Origin of the sequence: Bradyrhizobium sp. SPXBL-02, assembly GCF_051853065.1 — a bacterium.
Lineage (GTDB): Bacteria > Pseudomonadota > Alphaproteobacteria > Rhizobiales > Xanthobacteraceae > Bradyrhizobium.
Genome location: NZ_CP182474.1, coordinates 6,900,033 through 6,920,906, shown reverse-complemented (window position 1 = coordinate 6,920,906; position 20,874 = coordinate 6,900,033). Strand labels below are relative to the sequence as shown.

The 20,874-nt window shown below is 64.8% G+C and carries 19 protein-coding genes; 17 read left to right on the top strand and 2 right to left on the bottom strand.

Annotated elements, in window-relative coordinates:
- The first annotated feature begins 20 nt into the window (after positions 1 to 20).
- Positions 21 to 707, top strand: a complete 687-nt coding sequence (locus ACNJYD_RS32160) for an HAD family hydrolase (protein WP_212259017.1) — start codon at positions 21 to 23, stop codon at positions 705 to 707.
- A 106-nt stretch (positions 708 to 813) separates the two neighbouring features.
- A complete protein-coding gene (locus ACNJYD_RS32155) occupies positions 814 to 1,659 on the top strand; it encodes a DeoR/GlpR family DNA-binding transcription regulator (RefSeq protein ID WP_172785859.1) in 846 nt (281 codons plus the stop codon).
- Positions 1,660 to 1,662: 3 nt separating this feature from the next.
- Here ACNJYD_RS32155 and ACNJYD_RS32150 read toward each other — a convergent pair whose 3' ends face one another.
- Together ACNJYD_RS32150 and ACNJYD_RS32145 are read right to left on the bottom strand one after the other, a co-directional pair.
- Positions 1,663 to 2,079, bottom strand: coding sequence for a type II toxin-antitoxin system VapC family toxin (locus ACNJYD_RS32150; protein WP_439364368.1), 417 nt, complete (start codon positions 2,077 to 2,079; stop codon positions 1,663 to 1,665).
- Positions 2,079 to 2,330 carry a type II toxin-antitoxin system prevent-host-death family antitoxin gene (locus tag ACNJYD_RS32145; RefSeq protein ID WP_197949300.1) on the bottom strand — a complete coding sequence of 84 codons (252 nt, stop codon included), beginning with the start codon at positions 2,328 to 2,330 and terminating at the stop codon, positions 2,079 to 2,081. Before ACNJYD_RS32145 ends, ACNJYD_RS32150 begins: the two co-directional genes overlap by 1 nt.
- A 288-nt stretch (positions 2,331 to 2,618) precedes the next feature.
- Between ACNJYD_RS32145 and glpD the strand changes: the two genes are divergently transcribed.
- From glpD to amaB, 15 genes are all read left to right on the top strand, one after another.
- Positions 2,619 to 4,169 (top strand): glycerol-3-phosphate dehydrogenase, encoded by a 1,551-nt coding sequence (glpD, locus tag ACNJYD_RS32140; protein WP_439364367.1) that lies wholly within the window; start codon positions 2,619 to 2,621, stop codon positions 4,167 to 4,169.
- A complete protein-coding gene (locus tag ACNJYD_RS32135; RefSeq protein WP_212259020.1) occupies positions 4,166 to 5,242 on the top strand; it encodes an ABC transporter ATP-binding protein in 1,077 nt (358 codons plus the stop codon). Before glpD ends, ACNJYD_RS32135 begins: the two co-directional genes overlap by 4 nt.
- A 14-nt stretch (positions 5,243 to 5,256) precedes the next feature.
- Positions 5,257 to 6,342 (top strand): ABC transporter ATP-binding protein, encoded by a 1,086-nt coding sequence (locus tag ACNJYD_RS32130; RefSeq protein ID WP_271504476.1) that lies wholly within the window; start codon positions 5,257 to 5,259, stop codon positions 6,340 to 6,342.
- Positions 6,342 to 7,316: a carbohydrate ABC transporter permease gene (locus tag ACNJYD_RS32125; RefSeq protein WP_212259022.1), complete on the top strand. Its 975-nt coding sequence runs from the start codon at positions 6,342 to 6,344 to the stop codon at positions 7,314 to 7,316. The genes ACNJYD_RS32130 and ACNJYD_RS32125 overlap by 1 nt, the downstream gene beginning before the upstream one ends.
- Positions 7,316 to 8,122, top strand: coding sequence for a carbohydrate ABC transporter permease (locus ACNJYD_RS32120; RefSeq protein WP_172785866.1), 807 nt, complete (start codon positions 7,316 to 7,318; stop codon positions 8,120 to 8,122). The genes ACNJYD_RS32125 and ACNJYD_RS32120 overlap by 1 nt, the downstream gene beginning before the upstream one ends.
- A gap of 9 nt (positions 8,123 to 8,131) precedes the next feature.
- Positions 8,132 to 8,461, top strand: a complete 330-nt coding sequence (locus ACNJYD_RS32115) for a DUF2160 domain-containing protein (protein WP_172785867.1) — start codon at positions 8,132 to 8,134, stop codon at positions 8,459 to 8,461.
- 130 nt (positions 8,462 to 8,591) lie between these two features.
- Positions 8,592 to 10,334: an ABC transporter substrate-binding protein gene (locus ACNJYD_RS32110; protein WP_260383734.1), complete on the top strand. Its 1,743-nt coding sequence runs from the start codon at positions 8,592 to 8,594 to the stop codon at positions 10,332 to 10,334.
- A 406-nt stretch (positions 10,335 to 10,740) separates the two neighbouring features.
- The gene (locus ACNJYD_RS32105; RefSeq protein ID WP_212259023.1) at positions 10,741 to 12,207 is read left to right on the top strand and encodes an FAD-binding oxidoreductase; all 1,467 of its coding nucleotides are present in this window, start codon (positions 10,741 to 10,743) and stop codon (positions 12,205 to 12,207) included.
- A gap of 12 nt (positions 12,208 to 12,219) precedes the next feature.
- On the top strand, positions 12,220 to 13,305 hold the full coding sequence (locus tag ACNJYD_RS32100) for an ABC transporter substrate-binding protein (RefSeq protein ID WP_172785869.1): 1,086 nt from the start codon (positions 12,220 to 12,222) through the stop codon (positions 13,303 to 13,305).
- On the top strand, positions 13,302 to 14,429 hold the full coding sequence (locus ACNJYD_RS32095; RefSeq protein WP_439364366.1) for an ABC transporter ATP-binding protein: 1,128 nt from the start codon (positions 13,302 to 13,304) through the stop codon (positions 14,427 to 14,429). Before ACNJYD_RS32100 ends, ACNJYD_RS32095 begins: the two co-directional genes overlap by 4 nt.
- A gap of 11 nt (positions 14,430 to 14,440) precedes the next feature.
- Positions 14,441 to 16,198, top strand: coding sequence for an ABC transporter permease subunit (locus ACNJYD_RS32090; RefSeq protein WP_439364365.1), 1,758 nt, complete (start codon positions 14,441 to 14,443; stop codon positions 16,196 to 16,198).
- A 32-nt stretch (positions 16,199 to 16,230) separates the two neighbouring features.
- Entirely contained in the window at positions 16,231 to 17,136 is a 906-nt protein-coding gene (dapA, locus tag ACNJYD_RS32085) for a 4-hydroxy-tetrahydrodipicolinate synthase (protein ID WP_439364364.1), read from the top strand.
- 12 nt (positions 17,137 to 17,148) lie between these two features.
- The gene (locus tag ACNJYD_RS32080; protein ID WP_439364363.1) at positions 17,149 to 18,039 is read left to right on the top strand and encodes an IclR family transcriptional regulator; all 891 of its coding nucleotides are present in this window, start codon (positions 17,149 to 17,151) and stop codon (positions 18,037 to 18,039) included.
- A 6-nt stretch (positions 18,040 to 18,045) separates the two neighbouring features.
- Positions 18,046 to 19,203: an alpha-hydroxy acid oxidase gene (locus ACNJYD_RS32075; protein ID WP_439364362.1), complete on the top strand. Its 1,158-nt coding sequence runs from the start codon at positions 18,046 to 18,048 to the stop codon at positions 19,201 to 19,203.
- 28 nt (positions 19,204 to 19,231) lie between these two features.
- On the top strand, positions 19,232 to 20,797 hold the full coding sequence (amaB, locus tag ACNJYD_RS32070; protein ID WP_439364361.1) for an L-piperidine-6-carboxylate dehydrogenase: 1,566 nt from the start codon (positions 19,232 to 19,234) through the stop codon (positions 20,795 to 20,797).
- Positions 20,798 to 20,874: the final 77 nt, after the last annotated feature.

The following is a 20,874-nucleotide window of genomic DNA, read 5'->3' as shown; positions in this document are numbered from 1 at the left end:
GCATTTGGGAAAGTACGGAAATGATCGAGACCAAACACGATGGAACGGGCCGGGCGTTGTTGTTCGACATCGACGGCACGCTCGCCGACACCGACCCGTTGCACTTGAAGGCTTTCAACCAGGTGCTCGGCCCGCACGGACACGTCTTCGATCACGCACGTTTCTCCCGCGAGCTGCAGGGCTTCGCCAATGTCGCGATCGGCGATCGCTTTCTGCCCCACGAGGCGCCGGAGCGGCGCGCCCTGATCCTCGAACAGAAGGAGGAGGTCTTCCGCACCCTGGTGGCCGGGCAGATCGCACCGCTGCCGGGCCTGATGGCGCTGCTCGACCGCGCCGATGACGCCGGCATTCCCATGGTCGCCGTGACCAACGCGCCGCGTCTCAACGCCGAGCTGCTGCTCTCCGGCCTTGGCATCACGCATCGTTTCAGGGCACTCGTGATCGGCGCCGAGCTGCCGCATGGCAAGCCGCATCCGCTACCGTACCAGGAAGGGCTGCGTTTCGTCGGCGCGAGGCCGGAAAGCTCGATCGCATTCGAGGACTCCCGCACCGGCGTGCAGTCGGCAACCGCCGCCGGCATTCCGACCGTCGGCATCCGCACCAGCCTCAGCCATGCTGACCTGATTGGAGCAGGCGCGGTCGCCTCCGCCAGCGCGTTCGACGATCCGGACCTGATCGCACGTCTTGCAAGCGTCATGGCGTGGTAAGAAATGGCGTCGTGAGAACCTCCATCCGTTAACCGTGATCGGCGTGTGCATTGACCGCAGGCGCGAACCGCCGCACCATGCATCATCCTGATGTGAGGCCTTTGCCGTGACCGGACTGACCCATCGCCAAGCCGAAATCCTCAACATCGCGCGCGCCTCCGGCCGCGTCATGGTCGAGGAGCTCGCGCGCCGCTTCGAGGTGTCGGCGCAGACCATCCGCAAGGATCTCAACGATCTCTGTGAGCGGCGTTCGCTGACCCGCATCCATGGCGGCGCCATCATCGCCTCGGGCGTGGAAAACCTCGCCTATGAGGCGCGCCGCTTCGTCGCCGCCGACGAGAAGAAGGCGATCGGGGCGGCCGCCGCCTCGCTGATCCCGAACGGCTGCTCGCTGTTCATTAACATCGGCACCACGACGGAGGAGGTCGCGAGCGCGCTGACCTCGCATGAGGACCTGCTCGTCATCACCAACAACCTCAACGTCGCCATGCTGCTCTACCGCCATCCGCGCATCGAGGTGGTGGTCGCCGGCGGCACGGTGCGGCGCGCCGACGGCGCCGTGGTCGGCTCGACCGCGACGCAGCTGATCGGCCAGTTCAAGGTCGACTACGCCATCATCGGCGCGTCCGCGATTGACGAAGAGGGCGCGCTACTCGACTTCGACTATCGCGAGGTGCAGGTGGCGCAGGCCATCATCGCCAATGCCCGCAGCGTCATGTTGGTCGCCGATTCCACAAAACTTCGCCGCAGCGCGCCGGTGCGCATCGCTCACATCACCCAGATCCAGACCTTCGTCACCGACCAGGAGCTGCCCGAGCGCCTCGCCACCATCTGCCACAGCAAGGGCATCGAAGTGGTCGAGGCGATGCCGAAGGGCGCGGATATCGACGATGCGCCGACCGACGGCCAGGACGCCGCACCGGAAGCCGCGCCAGTGGTGCGGCTGAGATAGCGGCTAAGCGTCGTCCCACGGGTTGAGCAGCGCAACGCCCGTCGGTTTGAAATCCTCTACATTGCGCGTAACAACCGTCAAACCATGAACTAGCGCGGTTGCAGCAATGAGCGCGTCGCGTTCGGCGCACGGGTCGGGAACGTGAAGTTGTGCGCAACGCTGCACGACAGCCGTATCGATAGGCAGGATCCGACCCTCGAAGCGAGCCAGAATCTGGCTGTTGATCCAGCTGCGCAAGATGGCACCTTGCGCTGCGTCCCTGCGTTCGATCAGGCGTGCGCCAAGTTCGATCTCGAGAAGCGAAATGACTGAGATGAAGAAGTTTGCTGCCGGAATTGCGCCTGCCCAGGCAACGACGTGCCGATCGGCCTTGTCCGGTCGCCTCAATTCGGAAATGACATTGGTGTCCAGCAGGAACATCAGTCGAGATCAGCAGCCCTGAAGATGCCCTCGTCCACGCGAGGCGGATCGAAATCAAAATCCGCGTTCGTCTGCGCCAGAGCTTCCGCAAGGCTCATGTGTCCGCCGGTCAGGCGCAAGTAGTCCTCGATGGTCAGCAGGACATGGGCTGGACGGCCGCGGTCTGTAATGAAAACGGGTCCTTGCGATGCCGCTTTCTTGGCGCCGCTGGTGTCTTGATTGAATTCTCGGCTGGTCAGGGTGGTTACCATCCTCTGAGCCTCCAAGCCGTGGCCATGCTCCGCTTGGGAAGCTATGTAGGAATGTTGCTACATACAAGTGCAAAGGCGTGCCGGCCCACTGGCCCGTGCCTGGATGCCGTTCGGTCGAGCTACTTGCCCCAAAATCTGTCCGTCCACCTGCCGATTTCGCTGCCTCATTGCCCACCAAAAAGTTCCGCTTTCGCTTCCTTTCGCCTCTCTTTCATCTTGCTTTCGTTTTCCGGTGTGATCTAATCAAAAGCGAAAGTAGCCGCTCGACGAACGGGCGGTCGCCGGGGGATGCGTCTGTTGGAGCGTATTTTCGATCTCGCCATCATTGGAGGCGGTGTTAACGGCTGCGGCATCGCGCGCGACGCGGTGGGCCGCGGTAACACGGTTTTCCTGTGCGAAATGAACGATCTGGCGAGCGGGACATCGTCCTGGTCGACCAAGCTCGTGCATGGCGGCCTGCGCTATCTCGAATATTACGAGTTCCGGCTGGTCCGCGAGGCGCTGATCGAGCGCGAGATCCTCTGGGGCATCGCGCCCCACATCATCCGACCCCTGCGTTTCGTTTTGCCGCATCATGCCGGCCTGCGCCCGGCCTGGCTGCTGCGCCTTGGCCTCTTTCTCTATGATCACATCGGCGGCCGTCACCTGCTGCCGGCGACCCGCTCGGTCGATCTCAAGCGCGATGAGGTCGGTAAGCCACTGATCCCGAATCGCTACAGCCGCGCCTTCGAATATTCGGACTGCTTCGTCGACGACGCCCGCCTCGTCGTGCTCAATGCGCGCGATGCTGCCGACAAGGGGGCCGAGATCCGCACCCGCACCCGCGCTACCGAGATTCGCCAGTCGGACGGCCTCTGGACCGTCAGCATGGTCGACACGCTGACTGGCGCGCGCTCGCAGATCCGGGCCAAGGCGCTGATCAATGCCGGCGGCCCCTGGGTCGAGGACGTGCTCGGCCGCGGCGCCGGCGTGAATGCGAAGGCCAAGGTGCGCCTGGTGCAGGGCTCGCACATCGTCGTGAAGAAGCTCTACGACCACGACCGCGCCTACATGTTCCAGAACGCCGACGGCCGCATCATCTTCGTGATCCCGTACCAGGACGACTTCACGTTGATCGGCACCACCGACCGCGACTATGACGGCGATCCCGCCAAGGTGAAGGCGACGACTGAGGAGATCGAATATCTCTGCAAGGCGGCGAGCGAATATCTGGCCAAGCCGGTCGCGCCCGCCGACGTGGTCTGGACCTATTCCGGCGTGCGCCCGCTCTATGACGACGGCGCCAGCGAGGCCAAGGCCGCCACGCGCGACTACGTGTTCGAGCTCGACACGCCCGGCGGCGTGCCGCTGCTGTCGATCTATGGCGGCAAGATCACGACCTATCGCAGGCTCGCCGAGGAGGCGCTGGAGCGCCTTGCGCCCTATCTGCGCAGCGCGAAGGCGCGCGAGGGCTGGACCGGCAAATGGCCGCTGCCGGGCGGCGACATGAATGTATCCGACATCGACGGCCTGATCGCCGAGCTGCAGCGCGGCTATCCCTTCCTCAGCCATGCGCATGCGCGGCGCCTGGCGCGCGCCTATGGTACCCGCGCCATCAAGCTGCTCGGCGATGCGAAATCGGCAGCGGATCTCGGCCAGGCCTTTGGCGCCACGCTGACCGAGCGCGAGGTCCGCTATCTCATGGCCAACGAATGGGCCGTCTCCGCCGAGGACGTGGTCTGGCGCCGTTCCAAGCTCGGCCTGCGACTATCTGCCGACGAGATCGCGGCCCTCGACGACTGGATCAGGAGCCACGCGGTGGCGCAAAGTCCCCTGCTGGAAGCGGGAGGACGCTCATGACCGTGACACTCGATCACGTGACCCGGACCGTCGAGGGCGTGCCGCACATTCGCGACGTCTCGCTGACGCTCGAGAGCGGCACGCTCAACGTGCTGCTCGGGCCGACGCTGTCGGGCAAGACCTCGATCATGCGGTTGCTCGCCGGCCTCGACAAGCCGACCACGGGCAAGGTGTTCGTCAACGGCAAGGACGTCACCGGCGCCGATGTGCGCCAGCGCTCGGTCGCCATGGTCTATCAGCAGTTCATCAACTACCCCTCGCTGACGGTCTACGAGAACATCGCCTCGCCCCTGCGCGTGCAGGGCAAGCCGCGCGACGAGATCGAGGCGCGCGTGGCGGAGGCGGCAAAGCTGCTGCGGCTCGAGCCGTTCCTGAAGCGCACGCCGCTCCAGCTCTCCGGCGGTCAGCAGCAGCGCACCGCGATCGCGCGCGCGCTGGTCAAGGGCGCCGATCTCGTGCTGCTCGACGAGCCGCTCGCCAATCTCGACTACAAGCTGCGCGAGGAGCTGCGGGCCGAGCTGCCGCGCATCTTCGAGGCCTCGGGCGCGATCTTCGTCTATGCCACCACCGAGCCGACCGAGGCGCTGCTGCTCGGCGGCAACACGGTGTGCATGTGGGAGGGCCAGGCACTGCAGATGGGCGAGACGTCGAACGTCTATCGCCGCCCGCGGACTCTGCGTGTCGCCCAGGTGTTCTCCGATCCGCCGCTCAACCTGGTGGGCCTCGAGAAGGGGGATGGCATGGTTCAATATGCCGGCGGCAGCGCTGCACCGGCGTCCGGACTTTATGCGGGACTTCCCGACGGCTTCTATCGCGTCGGCTTCCGCGCCCATCAGCTCGGGCTTGCCAATGGCGAAGCCGACCGTCACGCCTTCCACGCCACTGTCACGGTGACCGAGATCACCGGTTCGGAGAGCTTCGTGCATTTGACCCGCGACGGATCGAACTGGGTTGCGGTGCTGCACGGCGTGCATGAGTTCGAGCCCGGCCAGATGCTCGATGCCGTGCTCGATCCCAATGATGTCTTCGTCTTCGATGCCGCCGACCGCCTGGTCGCGGCACCGGGCTCTTAACGGGGAGATGCGCCATGGCCCGCATTGACCTCGTCGATCTCGCCCATTCCTACGGCGGCAACGATGCACCGCAGGAAAGCTTTGCGCTCAAGCCTGTCACCATGACCTGGCGGCAGGGCGGCGCCTATGCGCTGCTGGGCCCTTCCGGCTGCGGCAAGACCACGCTGCTCAACGTCATCTCCGGCATCATCACGCCGTCGCGGGGGAAAATCCTGTTCGACGGCAAGGACATCACACCGCTGTCAACCCAGAAGCGCAACATCGCCCAGGTATTCCAGTTTCCGGTGATCTACGACACCATGACGGTCGGACAGAACCTGGCGTTCCCGCTGAAGAACCGCGGCGTGCCGAAGGCCGACATTGACAGGCGCGTCGCCGAGATCGGCCGCCTGCTCGACCTCGAGCCCTATTTGAACCGCAAGGCCACGCGCCTGACCGCCGACGCCAAGCAGAAGATCTCGCTCGGCCGCGGTCTCGTGCGCAACGACGTTGCCGCCGTGCTGTTCGACGAACCGCTGACGGTGATCGATCCCGAGCTGAAATGGCAGCTCCGCTCCAAGCTGAAGGCGCTGCATCGCGAGCTCGATCTCACGATGATCTACGTCACCCACGACCAGACCGAGGCGCTGACCTTCGCCGACACCGTCGTCGTGATGCATGACGGCCGCGTGGTGCAGAGCGGCACGCCGGCCGAGCTGTTCGACAAGCCGGCGCACACCTTCGTCGGCTATTTCATCGGCTCGCCCGGCATGAACATCCTGCCGGCGGAGGTGAGGGGGCGCGAGGCGCGCATTGGCGGTCACGTCATCGCGCTGAACCGCAGCTACGACAACCTGCCTGCGGGAGCGAAGATCGAGATCGGCGTCCGTCCCGAATTTGTCGAGGTGGTCGCGCCCGCGCCCGGCCTGCTCACCGCCAGGATCGAGCGCATCGACGATCTCGGCCGCATCCGCTTCGCGCGCGTGCGCGTCGGCGACGCCAAGCTCGCGGCGCGTGCCCCCGGCAGCTTCACCAGCGCGGACGGCACCGCCGGGCTGAGATTCGATCCGTCGCACGTCCACGTCTATGCCGACAGCCTTCTGGTGGAGGGAGCCGCCTGATGGACAAGACCGTCAACCAAAAAGCCTGGTTCCTGGTGCTGCCGGTGTTCCTGGTCGTCGCCTTCTCGGCGGTGCTGCCGCTGATGACGGTGGTGAACTATTCGATGCAGGACACCTTCGGCAACAACCAGTTCTTCTGGAACGGCGTCGGCTGGTTCAAGGAGCTGCTCGATCCCTCCACCGATCTCGGCGGCCGCTTCCTCGCCTCGCTCGGCCGCAACCTGTTCTTCTCGCTCGTCATCCTCGCCATCGAGGTGCCGCTCGGCATCGTCGTCGCGTTGTCGATGCCGCGCGAGGGCTGGACCGTCGCGGCCTGCCTCGTCATCCTCGCGCTGCCGCTGCTGATCCCCTGGAACGTGGTCGGCACCATCTGGCAGATCTTCGGGCGTCCCGACATCGGCCTGCTCGGCTACGTTCTCAACGCCATGGGCTTCGACTACAATTACGTCTCCAACGACGTCGATGCCTGGGTCACCGTCATCGTGATGGACGTCTGGCACTGGACCAGCCTAGTCGCGCTGCTCTGCTACGCCGGCCTGAAGTCGATCCCCGAAGCCTATTACCAGGCCGCGCAGATCGACGGCGCCTCGCGCTGGGCCGTGTTCAAGGCGATCCAGCTGCCGAAGATGAACCGCGTGCTGTTGATCGCGGTGCTGCTGCGCTTCATGGACAGCTTCATGATTTACACCGAGCCGTTCGTCGTTACCGGCGGCGGGCCCGGCAATTCCACCACCTTCGTCTCGATCGAGCTGGTCAAAATCGCACTCGGCCAGTTCGATCTCGGCAAGGCCGCCGCGCTGTCGCTGGTCTACAACCTCATCATCCTGATCGTCTGCTGGATCTTCTACACCGTCATGACCAACGCCGGTGTGGAACGCAAAGTCCAGGCGGAAAGCGAGCCGGCGGTGGAGCCGAAACCTTCGGCCGCGCTCAAGCCCGTGCCCGCACTCAAGCCTAGGGAAGGAGTGGCCTGATGCATTCGATCCCCGGCCGCCGCCTCATCATGGGGCTGTTCCTGGTCTTCCTGCTGCTGCCGATCTACTGGCTCGTCAACATGAGCTTCAAGACCAACAGCGAGATCGTCTCGACGATGACGCTGTGGCCGCACACCCCGACGCTGCAGCATTACAAGCGCATCTTCACCGACGAGAGCTGGTATTCGGGCTACATCAATTCGCTCGAATACGTCGTCCTCAACACCGTCATCTCGATCGCCGTGGCGCTGCCGGCGGCTTACGCCTTCTCGCGCTACCGTTTCCTCGGCGACAAGCACCTGTTCTTCTGGCTGCTGTCGAACCGCATGGCGCCGGCCGCGGTCTATGCGCTGCCGTTCTTCAATCTCTATTCGGCGATCGGGCTGTTCGACACCCCCTGGGCGGTCGCGCTCGCGCACTGCATCTTCAACGTTCCGCTGGCGGTGTGGATCCTCGAAGGCTTCGTCTCCGGCGTGCCGCGCGAGATCGACGAGACCGCCTTCCTCGACGGCTATTCCTTCCCGCGCTTCTTCATCAAGATCCTGGTGCCGCTGATTGCGAGCGGCATCGGCGTCGCCGCCTTCTTCTGCTTCATGTTCTCCTGGGTCGAGCTGCTGCTGGCGCGCACGCTGACCTCGGTGCACGCGAAGCCCATTGCCGCGATCATGACGCGCACGGTCTCGGCCGCCGGCATGGACTGGGGCCTGCTCGCCGCCGCCGGCGTGCTCACCATCATTCCGGGCGCGCTGGTGATCTGGTTCGTCCGCAACTACATCGCGCGCGGCTTCGCGCTCGGCCGCGTGTAGGAGGCATCAATGGAATCCATCGCATGGATGGCCTGGACGCTGCCGACCGCGATCTTCTTTGCCGCGCTCGCGTGCACGCTGGCGGTGATGACCTGGCTCGCCGCGGTCTATCCCGAGGCCGAGCGTGTCGGCGTGCTGCGCATCCCGACCACGCGCGGCGACCGCCTGTTCATCTCGCTGATCGCGGCCGCCGTCATCCACCTCGCGTGGATCGGCCTCGTCGGCACCGACGCGATCGCCACGCTGCCGGTCGGCGAGGAGGGGTTTGAGATCTCGAGCCTGTGGCTCGCATCAGGAATTTCGCTGGTCACGGCCGCGCTCATTTTCCGCACGGTCTGAAGCTTGCGAAAGGGACGGCCAGATCCGGGACCAACCCGGGCCTGTATAAAAGTTTGTCGCTGCAACGGAGGAAAACATGCGACAGTTTAGGAGAAGGAAAGGTCCATTGACCAAGAATAGCTTTCTGACCATGTCCAGCGCCGCTGCGATCATCGCAGTGTCGCTCGCCGTCTCGGCGCCGGTTCGCGCCGCCGACGACGCCGTGATCCAGAAGTGGATCGCGGAATTCACGCCTTCGACGCTGTCGAAGGAGGACCAGAAGAAGGAGCTGGAGTGGTTCGCCAAGGCGGCCGAACCGTTCAAGGGCATGGAGATCAACGTCGTCTCCGAGACGATCACGACTCATGAATACGAGGCGCAGACGCTCGCCAAGGCATTCTCCGAGCTCACCGGTATCAAGCTCAAGCACGATCTCATCCAGGAAGGTGACGTCGTCGAGAAGCTGCAGACCCAGATGCAGTCGGGCAAGAACGTCTATGACGGCTGGATCAACGACTCCGACCTGATCGGCACGCATTTCCGCTACGGCCAGACCATTGCGCTGTCGGACTACATGACCGGCGAGGGCAAGGACGTCACCAACCCCATGCTCGACGTCAACGACTTCATCGGCAAGTCGTTCGGCACCGGGCCGGACGGCAAGCTCTACCAGCTGCCCGACCAGCAGTTCGCGAACCTCTACTGGTTCCGCTACGACTGGTTCACCAATGCCGACTACAAGGCCAAGTTCAAGGCCAAGTATGGCTACGAGCTCGGCGTGCCCGTGAACTGGTCGGCCTATGAGGACATCGCCGAGTTCTTCACCAACGACATCAAGGAGATCAACGGCGTCAAGGTCTACGGCCATATGGACTATGGCAAGAAGGACCCCTCGCTCGGATGGCGCTTCACCGACGCCTGGCTGTCGATGGCCGGCAACGGTGACAAGGGCATTCCGAACGGTCTGCCGGTCGACGAATGGGGCATCCGCATGGAGGGCTGCCGCCCGGTCGGCTCTTCGGTGGAGCGTGGCGGCGACACCAATGGTCCGGCCGCAGTCTACTCGATCACGAAGTATCTCGAGTGGATGAAGAAGTATGCGCCGCCGCAGGCGCAGGGCATGACCTTCTCCGAGTCCGGCCCCGTGCCGTCGCAGGGTAACATCGCCCAGCAGATGTTCTGGTACACCGCCTTCACCGCCGACATGGTGAAGCCGGGTCTGCCGGTGGTGAATGCGGACGGTACGCCGAAATGGCGTATGGCTCCGTCGCCGCACGGCTCCTACTGGAAGGAAGGCATGAAGCTCGGCTACCAGGACGCCGGCTCCGCCACGCTGCTGAAGTCGACCCCGCCGGATCGCCGCAAGGCAGCCTGGCTCTATCTCCAGTTCATCGTCTCCAAGTCGGTGAGCTTGAAGAAGAGCCATGTCGGTCTCACCTTCATCCGTGAATCCGACATCTGGGACAAGTCGTTCACCGAGCGTGCGCCGAAGCTCGGCGGCCTGATCGAGTTCTACCGCTCGCCCGCGCGCGTGCAGTGGACCCCGACCGGCAACAACGTGCCCGACTATCCGAAGCTCGCGCAGCTGTGGTGGCAGAACATCGGCGATGCGTCGTCCGGTGCGAAGACGCCGCAGCAGGCGATGGATGCTCTCGCGGCGGCCCAGGACTCCGTGTTGGAGCGCTTGGAGAAGTCCGGTGTGCAGGGCGCCTGCGGTCCGAAGCTGCACAAGAAGGAGTCGGCCGAATTCTGGTTCGCCAAGGCCCAGAAGGACGGCACCATCGCGCCGCAGCGCAAGCTCGCCAACGAGAAGCCGAAGGGCGAGACGGTGGACTACGACACCCTGATCAAGTCGTGGCCCGCCACTCCGCCCAAGCGCGCATCGCTGCAGTAAGCGACGTCTCATAACCACGAAAGGCCGGGAGCAATCCCGGCCTTTTTGTTTTGGTGGTGTGTTGCTTCCACACCCGTCACTGCAAGCGCAGTTCCCAACGACGCGTCTGTTGAGGAAGGCGCCCACCACAACCACGGTGTGGTCCTGGCGAAGGCCACGACCCATAACCACCGAACTTTGTTGTGGCGAACAATGCTGGCCTCGTCGCGCCCAGACAACGCCCACCGGGGAAATGGGTCCTGGCTTTCGCCAGGACGACGCGGGGAGACGGCGTAGTCGACCGCGCCTCCGCTTGACTCCCCATCACATCGAATTCATGATCAGCATAATGCGATTGAAGTAATCGTATATCGATTACTCGCGAAAGCCGTTTGGGCCAGCATTGGCCCGTTCCGGAGGCGGGTGGATGGCATTGATCGAGGCGTTCAGGCAGTTGCTGGGCGACACGGCCGTGCTGACGCGCGAGGAGGATCTCGCGGGTCTGACCGAAGATTGGCGCGGCCGGTTTCACGCGCCGGCGCTCTGTGCGGTCCTGCCCTCGACGACGGAGCAGGTCGCGGCGATCGTCCGTCTCTGTGTCGCCCATGACACGCCGGTGCTGCCGCAGGGCGGCAACACCAGCCTGTGCGGCGGCGCGACGCCGTCGGGGCAGGGCAAGCCGCCTGTGATCGTTGCCCTGACGCGCATGCGCCGGATCCGCTCGCTCGATCCCGTCAACAATACCATGGTGGTCGATGCCGGCTGCGTGCTTGCGACCATCCAGGAGAGCGCGGTTGCCGCCGGCCGGCTTTATCCGGTCAGCCTCGGCGCTGAAGGCTCGTGCCAGATTGGCGGTAATATCGGCACCAATGCCGGCGGCACCGGCGTGCTCCGCTATGGCAATACGCGCGACAATGTGCTCGGGCTCGAAGTCGTGCTGCCGGACGGCTCGATCTGGGACGGCCTCTACGCGCTGCGCAAGAACAACACCGGCTACGACCTCAAGCATCTGTTTATCGGTTCGGAAGGCACGCTCGGCATCATCACCGGTGCGGTGCTGAAGCTACATCCGCTGCCGACGGCGGAAGCCGTCGCCTGGCTCACTGTCGACAGTCCGCATCAGGCGCTCGACGTGCTCGGGCTGTTCCAGGCGGCCTGCAACTCGCGGCTCTCCGCCTTCGAGCTGATGAATGCCAAACAGATCCAGCTCGTGCTGGAGCAGGTACCGGGCCGGCGCTGCCCGGTCGCAGAGATCGACACCTGGCACGTGCTCGTTGAACTCTCCGACACCGGCGATGCAGCCGCGCTCGCGGCGACGATGCAGGCGGTGCTCGAGCAGGCGCTTGAAGCGGGCCTCGTCAGCGACGGCGTCGTCGCGTCGAGCGAGGCGCAGCGCAAGGCGATGTGGCTGGTGCGTCACAGCGTGTCGGAAGCCAACAAGAAGGCCGGCGTCGGCCTGACCTCGGATACCGCCGTGCCGGTCTCCACCGTGCCTGCCTTCATCGACCAGGCCATGGCGGCTGTGCGCGCGATCGTACCGGACCTGCCGTTCATCATCGTCGGCCACATGGGCGATGGCAACATCCATCTCATCCCCTTCTTCAGCTTCGCCGAATGGGACGCGCTGCCGGACCGCGACGTGACTGCGCAGAAGATTCGCCGCGCCATGAACGATGTCGCCAGCTCCTTGCGCGGCACCTTCAGCGCCGAGCACGGCGTCGGGCGCACGCTGACCGGCGAGATGAGCCGCTACAAGCCGCCGGTCGAGCTCGCTCTTATGCGGGCGGTGAAACAGGCGTTCGACCCGTCGGGTCTGTTCAATCCCGGCCGCGTTCTGCCGCCGTCATCGGCGCCTGAAGTGGCCCCAATTTCGCCGACCACCGCAACATCGTAGAGAGGGATTGACATGACCAACGCATCGAAGCTCATTACTTCCCGCCGTCGTCTGCTGCTTGGCGCGGGAGCCGGCGCTGTCGCGCTGGCCGCGCCGTCCGTCTGGTCGCCGTCCCGCGCCGCAGGCAAGCGCATCGTCGTGCGCGACGACGGCGGCATCTACACCAAGGCCTATGGCGCGGTGTTCTATCGTCCGTTCACCGCAGCGACCGGCATCGAGGTCGTCGGCGTGCAGGCCAATGCCGAGCCGGTCGCGCAGATCAAGACCATGGTCGACACCAAGAACTACACCTGGGACATGGCCAAGATCTCCTGGCCTGCGATCGAGATACTGACCACCGGCGGCAAGCAATATCTGGAGAAGCACGGTCTCGAATCCGAGCCGGTCGTCAAGTCGATCCCGGCCGAATTTGCTTCGCCCTACGGTGTTGCCACCAACGTCTACACCACCGTGCTGGCCTACCGCACGGACGCCTTCAAAGGACGCAAGGCACCGCAGTCCTGGGCTGATTTCTGGAACGTGGCGGAGTTTCCGGGCCGCCGCGCCGTGCGCAAGCATCCGTTCGACACGATCGAGCAGGCGCTGATGGGTGCGGGCGTGCCGACCGCGCAGGTCTACCCCTGCGATCTCGACAAGGCCTTTGCCTCGCTCGACAAGATCAAGTCGCAGGTCGCCGTGTGGTGGACCAGCGGCGCGCAGGTCGAGCAGATGCTGACCTCGGGCGAGATCGATCTGCTGCCGACCTGGGTGTCGCGTCCCCAGGCAGCCCAAGCAGCCGGCGCGCCGGTCGAGATCGTCTGGAATCAGGGCATCTGGGGCGGCGACAATTGGTCGATCCTATCAGGCACGCCGAACGCCGATGCCTGCCGCGAGTTCATCAAGTTCGCTTCTGATCCGAAGCGCCAGGCGGCGCTCGTCGAATATTTCCCGGCCGGTCTCACGCAGCCGGAGGCCTTCAACTACGTCAAGCCCGAAGTCGCGAAGAACTGCCCGACCTACCCCGACAACATCAAGGCCGGGCTGAAGATCAACGCCAAATACTGGCTCGACAACCAGGCCGCCGTCATCGAGCGCTTCAACAGCTGGATCCTGGCTTGATCGGCAAGGGAGGCGCCAGCGGATCGGAGCGGCTCATGGTCTCCTCGAGCCTGCGCATTCACGCGCTGTGCAAGCGCTATGGCGACTTCGTTGCGCTGGCGCCGACCAGCCTCGACGTCGCAAAGGGCGAATTCCTCACCCTGCTCGGCCCCTCGGGATCGGGTAAGACCACGCTGCTCAGCCTGATCGCCGGACTCGCCCATCCCGACGAAGGGCAGATCCTGATCGACGACACCGACGTCACGCGCAGCCCGGCCTATGCGCGCGACATCGGCGTCGTGTTCCAGAACTACGCGCTGTTTCCTCACATGACGATCGAGGACAACATCGCCTTTCCCCTCAAGATGCGGAAAGTCTCTGATGCGGAGGCGCGCCGGCGTACCGCCGAAGCGCTGGAGACGGTGCGCCTGCCGCACGTCGCAAAGCGCTATCCGCGCGAATTGTCCGGCGGTCAGCAGCAGCGCATCGCGCTGGCGCGCTGCATCGTCTATCGCCCCGCCATCATTCTGATGGACGAGCCGCTGGGGGCGCTCGACAAGAAGCTGCGCGACCAGATGCAGCTCGAGATCAAGCGCATCCATCGCGAGCTCGGCACCACGATCGTCTATGTTACTCACGACCAGGAAGAGGCGATGACCATGTCGGATCGCATCTGCCTGATGAACGCAGGCGCGATCGAGCAGCTCGGCACGCCGCAGGATCTCTACTTCCGGCCGCGCTCGGTATTCGTCGCCGACTTCCTCGGCGAGTCCAACCTGCTCAGCGCCACCGTGCGCGGCGTCGACGGCGAGGGACTCGACATCGTCCTCACCGCGCAGCTTGCGGCCTCGCGCGCGGTCGGCAATGGCTCCCGGTTCGTCGCCGGCGAGCCGGTCAAGGTCATGGTGCGCCCGCAGAACCTCGTGGTCGGCGAGGGCGGCCAGCTGTCCGGCCGGCTTACGGACGTGATGATCAGCGGCAGCCTGACGCGGCTCTACATCGCACCGGAGACCGCGGACCTGCCCCAGCTCGTTGCTGCCCATCCGACCCGCAGCGGAGCGGCGCCTTACGAGATCGGCCAGCGCCTGTCGCTCGGATGGCATGCGGCGGATGCCGTCGCCATCCATGACGGGAAGGGGGGCTGAGCTTGGCTGGCATGCGCGCGAGATCGCAGAGGCTGGCCTGGACGCGGGCCGCAATGGGCGCGCCGCTGGTGCTGCTGCTCGTGCTCTTTCTGGTCTATCCCGTCGGCCAGCTGCTGCTGCTCAGCGTCTACGGCGACAATGGCTTCACGCTTGCGCAATATCGCCAGCTCTTTGCTTCGTCCGTCTATCTCGACGTTCTCCTGATCACGCTCAAGATATCGCTGGCGACCACGCTGGTCTGCGTCGTCACCGGCTATCCGATCGCCTATCTGATCTCGGTCGTCGGCAAGGAGCGTAAGGCGACGCTGCTGTTCTGGGTGCTGCTGTCGTTCTGGACCAGCTTTCTCGTTCGCGCCTTCGCCTGGATCGTGCTGCTCGGCCGCAACGGCGTCATCAACAAGCTCCTGCTCTCGCTCGGCATCATCTCGAGCCCCGCGAGCCTGCTCTACAATTTCGGCAGCGTCCTGGTCGGTATGGTCAATGCGCTGCTGCCGCTCGCCGTGCTGACCATGCTCTCGGTGATGGAGAACATCGACCGCACCCTGCCGCGCGCTGCCGCCACGCTCGGAGCGCGACCGGGCATGGCGTTCTGGAAGATCTATTTTCCGCTGTCGTTGCCCGGCGTTGCCGCTGCCGGAATCATGGTGTTCGTCACGGCGATCGGCTTCTTCATCGTGCCGGCGCTGCTCGGCGGACGCCGCGAGACCATGATCACCCAGCTCATCATCGACCAGGTCCAGCAGACCATGAACTGGGGCTTCGCCGGTGCGATCTCGGTGCTGCTGCTGGTCGTCGTCCTCATCGTCTTTGCCGCCTATGACCGGCTGCTCGGCCTGTCGACCATGACGGGCGCATCGGCACCGAGCAATGCGAAGCCGTCGCGTCTGTCGGGCCCGGTCGTGCGGACAGGCGATGCGCTGCTGACGCTGCTCGGCGCGATTTCCGACCGTATCGTTCTGCTATGGCCGTCACGCCGTCGCGACCGCAATCCCGATCAGGCCGGCATGGGCTTGCAGGCTTTCGTCTGGACCATGCTGCTCATCATCAGCGCCCCGACGATACTGATGATCCCGCTGTCATTCGGCACCGGCGGCCTGAATTGGCCGCCGCAGGGCTTTACCCTGCATTGGTACGAGACGGTGCTGAATTCGCCGGTCTGGACCCAGGCCATGCTGCGCTCGCTGCTGGTTGGCATCGGCACCGGTCTGCTCGCCATGCTGATCGGCACGCCGGCCGCGTTCCTGCTGGTGCGCAGCGATATCCGCGGCAAGGCGGCGTGGCTCGCCTTCATCCTGTCGCCGATCGTGGTGCCGCGCATGATCATCGCGGTCGGCCTGTTCTACGTGTTCGCGCGCATGGGTCTCGTCGGCAGCGCCGTCGGCCTCATTCTCGGCCACACCGTCGTCGCCGTGCCTTACGTGGTCATGACCATGATGGCGGTGCTGCGCAATTACGACACGCGCCTCGATCAGGCTGCGCAGAGCCTCGGGGCGCGCCCGGTCGCGACGCTGCGTTTCGTCACCTTCCCGATCCTCGGCGCCGGGATGATGTCGTCTTTCCTGTTTGCGTTTGCGACCTCGTTCGACGAGCTCACCATCGCGCTGTTTGCCACCGGCGGCCTCAATGCGACGTTGCCCAAGCAGTTCTGGGACGAGGTGACGCTTCAGGTCTCGCCCTCGATCGCCGCCGTCTCGACCTGTCTGTTCGTTTTCATGGGGCTTCTCATCTTCGTGGCCGAACGCCTGCGCCGGCGCGCCGCCGCGAGATAGAAGCGCCACCGTCCAACCAGAGGTTCTCAATTATGCTCACTGCCAATCGTCTCCGCGGCTTGTTCCCGGCCGTTCCGACCCCGGTCAAGGCCGACGACACCATCGATGCCGGCGCGGTCTCTTCCATGTTCACCTGGCTCAACAAGCAGGGTATCGACGGCGTGGTGCCGCTCGGCGGCACAGGCGAATACGGTGCGCTGGCTAGATCCGAGCGGATCAAGATGGCCGGTCTGTCGGCGAAGGCGATGGCCGGCAAGGGACCCGTCATCGCAGGCGTGCTCGACACCGGCTTCCACGATGCCTTGCAGGCGGGCCGTGAATTCGCAGCCGAGGGCGTGGACGGCCTGCTGGTTCTTACGCCATATTATACCAACCCGACTCAGGCGGGCGTTCGCGACTATTTCCTGCGCTATGCCGATGCCTCGCCGGTGCCGATCCTGATCTACGAGATTCCCTATCGCACCCGGATCGCGATCGAGCCCAAGATCCTGCATGAGCTCTCCAGGCATCCCAACATCATCGGCATGAAGGCCTGCAATCTCGACATGTACCATTTCCTTCAGGTCGTGGCCGGCGTCGACGAGAGCTTTGCGGTGCTGAGCGGCGAAGACAGCCTCTTTCCGCTGCATCTCGCCGCGGGCGCCAGGGGCGGCATCATCGTGACCGCGTGCCTGTTGCCGCGCGCCTGGCGTCAGATCTTCGAGACGGCGACCGCAGGCAAGACGGCGGAGGCCCTGAGACTGCATCGCCGCCTGATTCCACTGATGAACATGGCGTTCGCCGAGACCAATCCGGGACCGATGAAGGCCGTGATGGACATGGTCGGCGTCGAAGCACCGCGGATGCTGGCGCCGCTGGTGCAGCCGGCGCCGGCCCTGGTCGCCGCCTTGCGTGCCGAGCTCGGCCGGCAGCTGGCGATCTCGGAGGGCATCGCATGAGAGGATGGCAGCATGGGGCGTAGCAGCCGCGTGAGCGGCGGCCGGCCTGCGAAGGCAAAGGCCGCCAAGGTAGGCGACAAGACAAGCGCGAAGTCCGCGGCGAAGGCGACTGACAAGGCGGACGAGCCGCGCTCGTCTCTGTTCGTCGGCTCGACCGAGAAGGCGTTCCAGGTTCTGCATGCCTTCGACGGGCCACGACGCTTCATGACACTTGCCGATATCGCGCGGGCCGCCAATCTCGATCGCAGCGCCACGCAGCGCCTGGTCTACACGCTGGAATCGCTCGGCTATCTCAAGCGGGTTGAGGGCACGCGCAACTACGGGCTGACGTCGAAGGTGCTGCAGTTCTCCCACAGCTATCTCAAGGCCAACGAGCTCATCGACAAGGCCTCGCCCTATCTTCTCGAGATCAGCCGCAATCTTGGCGAGACCTGTAACCTGCATGAACTGGACGGCCACGAGGTCGTGTTCGTGGCGCGCTTTCCCGGCCAGCACCTGATCCATATCGACTTCGTGATCGGAAGCCGGCTGCCTGCGTACTTCACGGCTTCCGGCATAGCCATCCTGGCGGCTCTTCCTGAGGCAGAGCAACAGGAGCTCTTGAAGCGTACGCGGCTTGAGCCACTCACGCCTTACACGATTACGGATCCGGATAAGCTCATGAAGCAGGTGCACCTCGCCGCCAAGCGCGGCTATTCGATCCAGATCAACCAAAGCGTCATGGGCGATATTTCCGTTGCGGCGCCGATCATCGACGAGCACGGACGGGCCATCGCCGCGGTCAACATCTCCGTCCCCACGACGCGTTGGACCACGGAGCGTGTCGAAGCCGAACTCGTTCAGCATGTTCACGTTGCCGCAACCTCGATCTCGAAGTCCAAGTTCAAGCGCTACGCGGCCTGAACGCCGATGCCGATGCTCCTCAATGCCAGCGACTATCGCCGCCGAGCGCGACGGTTCCTCCCGCGCGGCTTGTTCGAGTACATTGATCGCGGCTCGGAGGACGAAACGGCATTGACGCGCCTGCGGGCCTCGCTTGACGCCATTACCCTGCTGCCCGCGGTACTGACGGGGCGCGACCGGCGCGATCTCGACACGGTGTTGTTCGGCCAAAGGCTCGCCGCGCCCCTCGTTGTCGCGCCAACGGCGCTCGCCGGGCTTGTTTCGCATGATGGGGAGACGAAGCTCGCCCGCGCGGCCTCGCGCGTCGGCATTCCCGTCTGCATCTCGACGCAATCGGTGACAACCGTGGAGACGATCCGGCGCGGGGCGCCGGATGCCTTGCTCTGGTTCCAGCTCTATGTCTGGCGCGATCGCGCCCTGACCGCGCGCCTCGTGGAGCGGGCGAGCGCCTGCGGCTGCGACAACCTGCTCGTCACGGTCGATACGCCGGTCTCGCCGAAGCGGGAGTATAATGAACGCAACGGTTTCGGTATTCCTTTCAAACCGCATCTGCGCAGCATGCTCGACGTGTCACTGCATCCGAGTTGGCTGTTCGGGGTTCTGGCGCGCTATTTGGTGAGCGAGGGCATGCCGACCTACGGCCATTATCCGGAAGCGTTCCGCACCGCCATCACCCGCGCTGACATTGCCGAGTCGGTCCGGATCGAGCCGCGGCTGAGCTGGGACGACATGTGCTGGCTGCGCGAGATCTGGCCGGGCAAGCTCACCATCAAGGGCGTGCTTGCGGTGGAGGACGCCGAAAGGGCAGTCGCGATCGGCGCCGACGGCGTCGTGGTCTCGGCCCATGGCGGCCGCAATCTCGACTGTCTGCCGGCTCCTGCGGATTGCATTCCGGCGATTGTCGGCGCCGTGAAGGGGCGTCTGACGATTCTGGCCGACAGCGGCGTCCGGCGCGGCACCGACGTCCTGAAGTATCTGGCGCTGGGCGCGGAAGCCGTGCTTCTCGGCCGCTTGCCGCTGTGGGGGCTTGCATCCGGGGGAGAGGCGGGCGCCGAAGCGGTCCTGCGCATGGTCCTGCGCGAGATGGATACCGCCATGGCTTTCCTGGGAGCGCATTGCGTTCCGGCCTTGCGGAATGGGCGCGCGAGTGAGCTACGGAACTAAGTTCAACGGCAACATTTGGAAAACCGCCATGTCCGTCAAATCAGCACCGCAGACGCATACCGCCAATGCCGATCTTGCCGGCGAAGTCGACAGGCTTCTCGCCGAGCTCGGCGTCAAGCGCTCCGACTATACGGAGGGCGCCCTCATGGTTCGTACGCCGATTACTGGCGGGATCATTGGCCGTGTCGCGGAGGTCGGCGCAACTGAAGCCGCCGGCGTGATCGATCAGGCCCACGCGGCGTACCTTCGCTGGCGACTGGTGCCGGCACCCAAGCGAGGGGAGCTCGTGCGGCTGTTCGGCGAGGAGCTTCGCGCCCGCAAGGCGGCTTTGGGCCGACTGGTGTCGATCGAGGTCGGCAAGATCGTCTCCGAAGGCCTTGGCGAGGTTCAGGAGATGATCGACATCTGCGATTTCGCGGTCGGCCTGTCGCGGCAGCTCTACGGCCTGACGATCGCAACCGAGCGCGGCGAGCATCGCATGATGGAAAGCTGGCATCCGCTTGGTGTCACCGGCATCATCTCTGCGTTCAATTTTCCGGTCGCTGTGTGGGCCTGGAACGCAGCCCTGGCGCTGGTGTGCGGCAACAGCCTCGTCTGGAAGCCGTCCGAGAAAACACCGCTGACTGCGCTTGCGACCCACGCCCTTTTTGAGCGTGCGGTCAAACGCTTCAACGAGGCTGGCGGGGATGCGCCGCAGGGGCTCGCGGCGGTGCTGTTCGGCGGCCGTGAGATCGGCGAGGTGCTCGTCGACCATGCGAAGGTGCCTCTGGTCTCGGCAACCGGGTCTACAGCAATGGGACGCGCGGTCGGTCCGCGGCTCGCCAGCCGGTTCGCCCGGGCGTTGCTCGAGCTCGGCGGCAACAACGCGGCGATCGTCGCGCCGACGGCCGACCTCGACCTCACGCTGCGTGGCGTTGCCTTTGCCGCGATGGGAACGGCGGGACAGCGCTGCACGACGTTGCGCCGCCTGTTCGTCCACGAGAGCATCTACGACAGCTTTGTGCCGCGCCTGAAGCAGGCCTATGCGTCCGTCACCGTCGGCTCTCCGCTCGAAGGCGGTAACCTGGTTGGTCCGCTGATCGACGGCGCGGCCTATCACGCGATGCAGCGTGCGCTCGAGGCTGCGAGCGCTGCCGGAGGTCAAGTCCAAGGTGGCGAACGCATTGCCGTCGAAGGGGCCGCCGACGCTTACTATGTCCGCCCGGCGCTGGTCGAGATCTCGGCGCAGACCGGACCGGTTGAGCACGAGACCTTCGCGCCGATCCTCTACGTGATGAAATATCGCGATTTCGACGCCGTGCTCGAGTTGCACAACGCCGTTCCGCAGGGGCTGTCGTCATCCATCTTCACCAATGATCTGCGCGAAGCGGAAACATTCTTGTCGGCGCGTGGCTCTGATTGCGGCATCGCCAACGTCAATATCGGCCCATCTGGCGCGGAGATCGGAGGCGCCTTCGGCGGCGAGAAGGAGACCGGCGGCGGCCGCGAGTCCGGATCCGACGCGTGGAAAACCTATATGCGGCGAGCGACCAACACCATCAATTACGGCCGCACGCTCCCGCTGGCTCAAGGCGTCAAGTTCGACGTGGTATGACCGGTCCAAAAGTGCATCTGGCGCGCATACGCATCGCCCTGCGGCTATGCGAGGCCGGCGCGTACTGTCATGCCCCG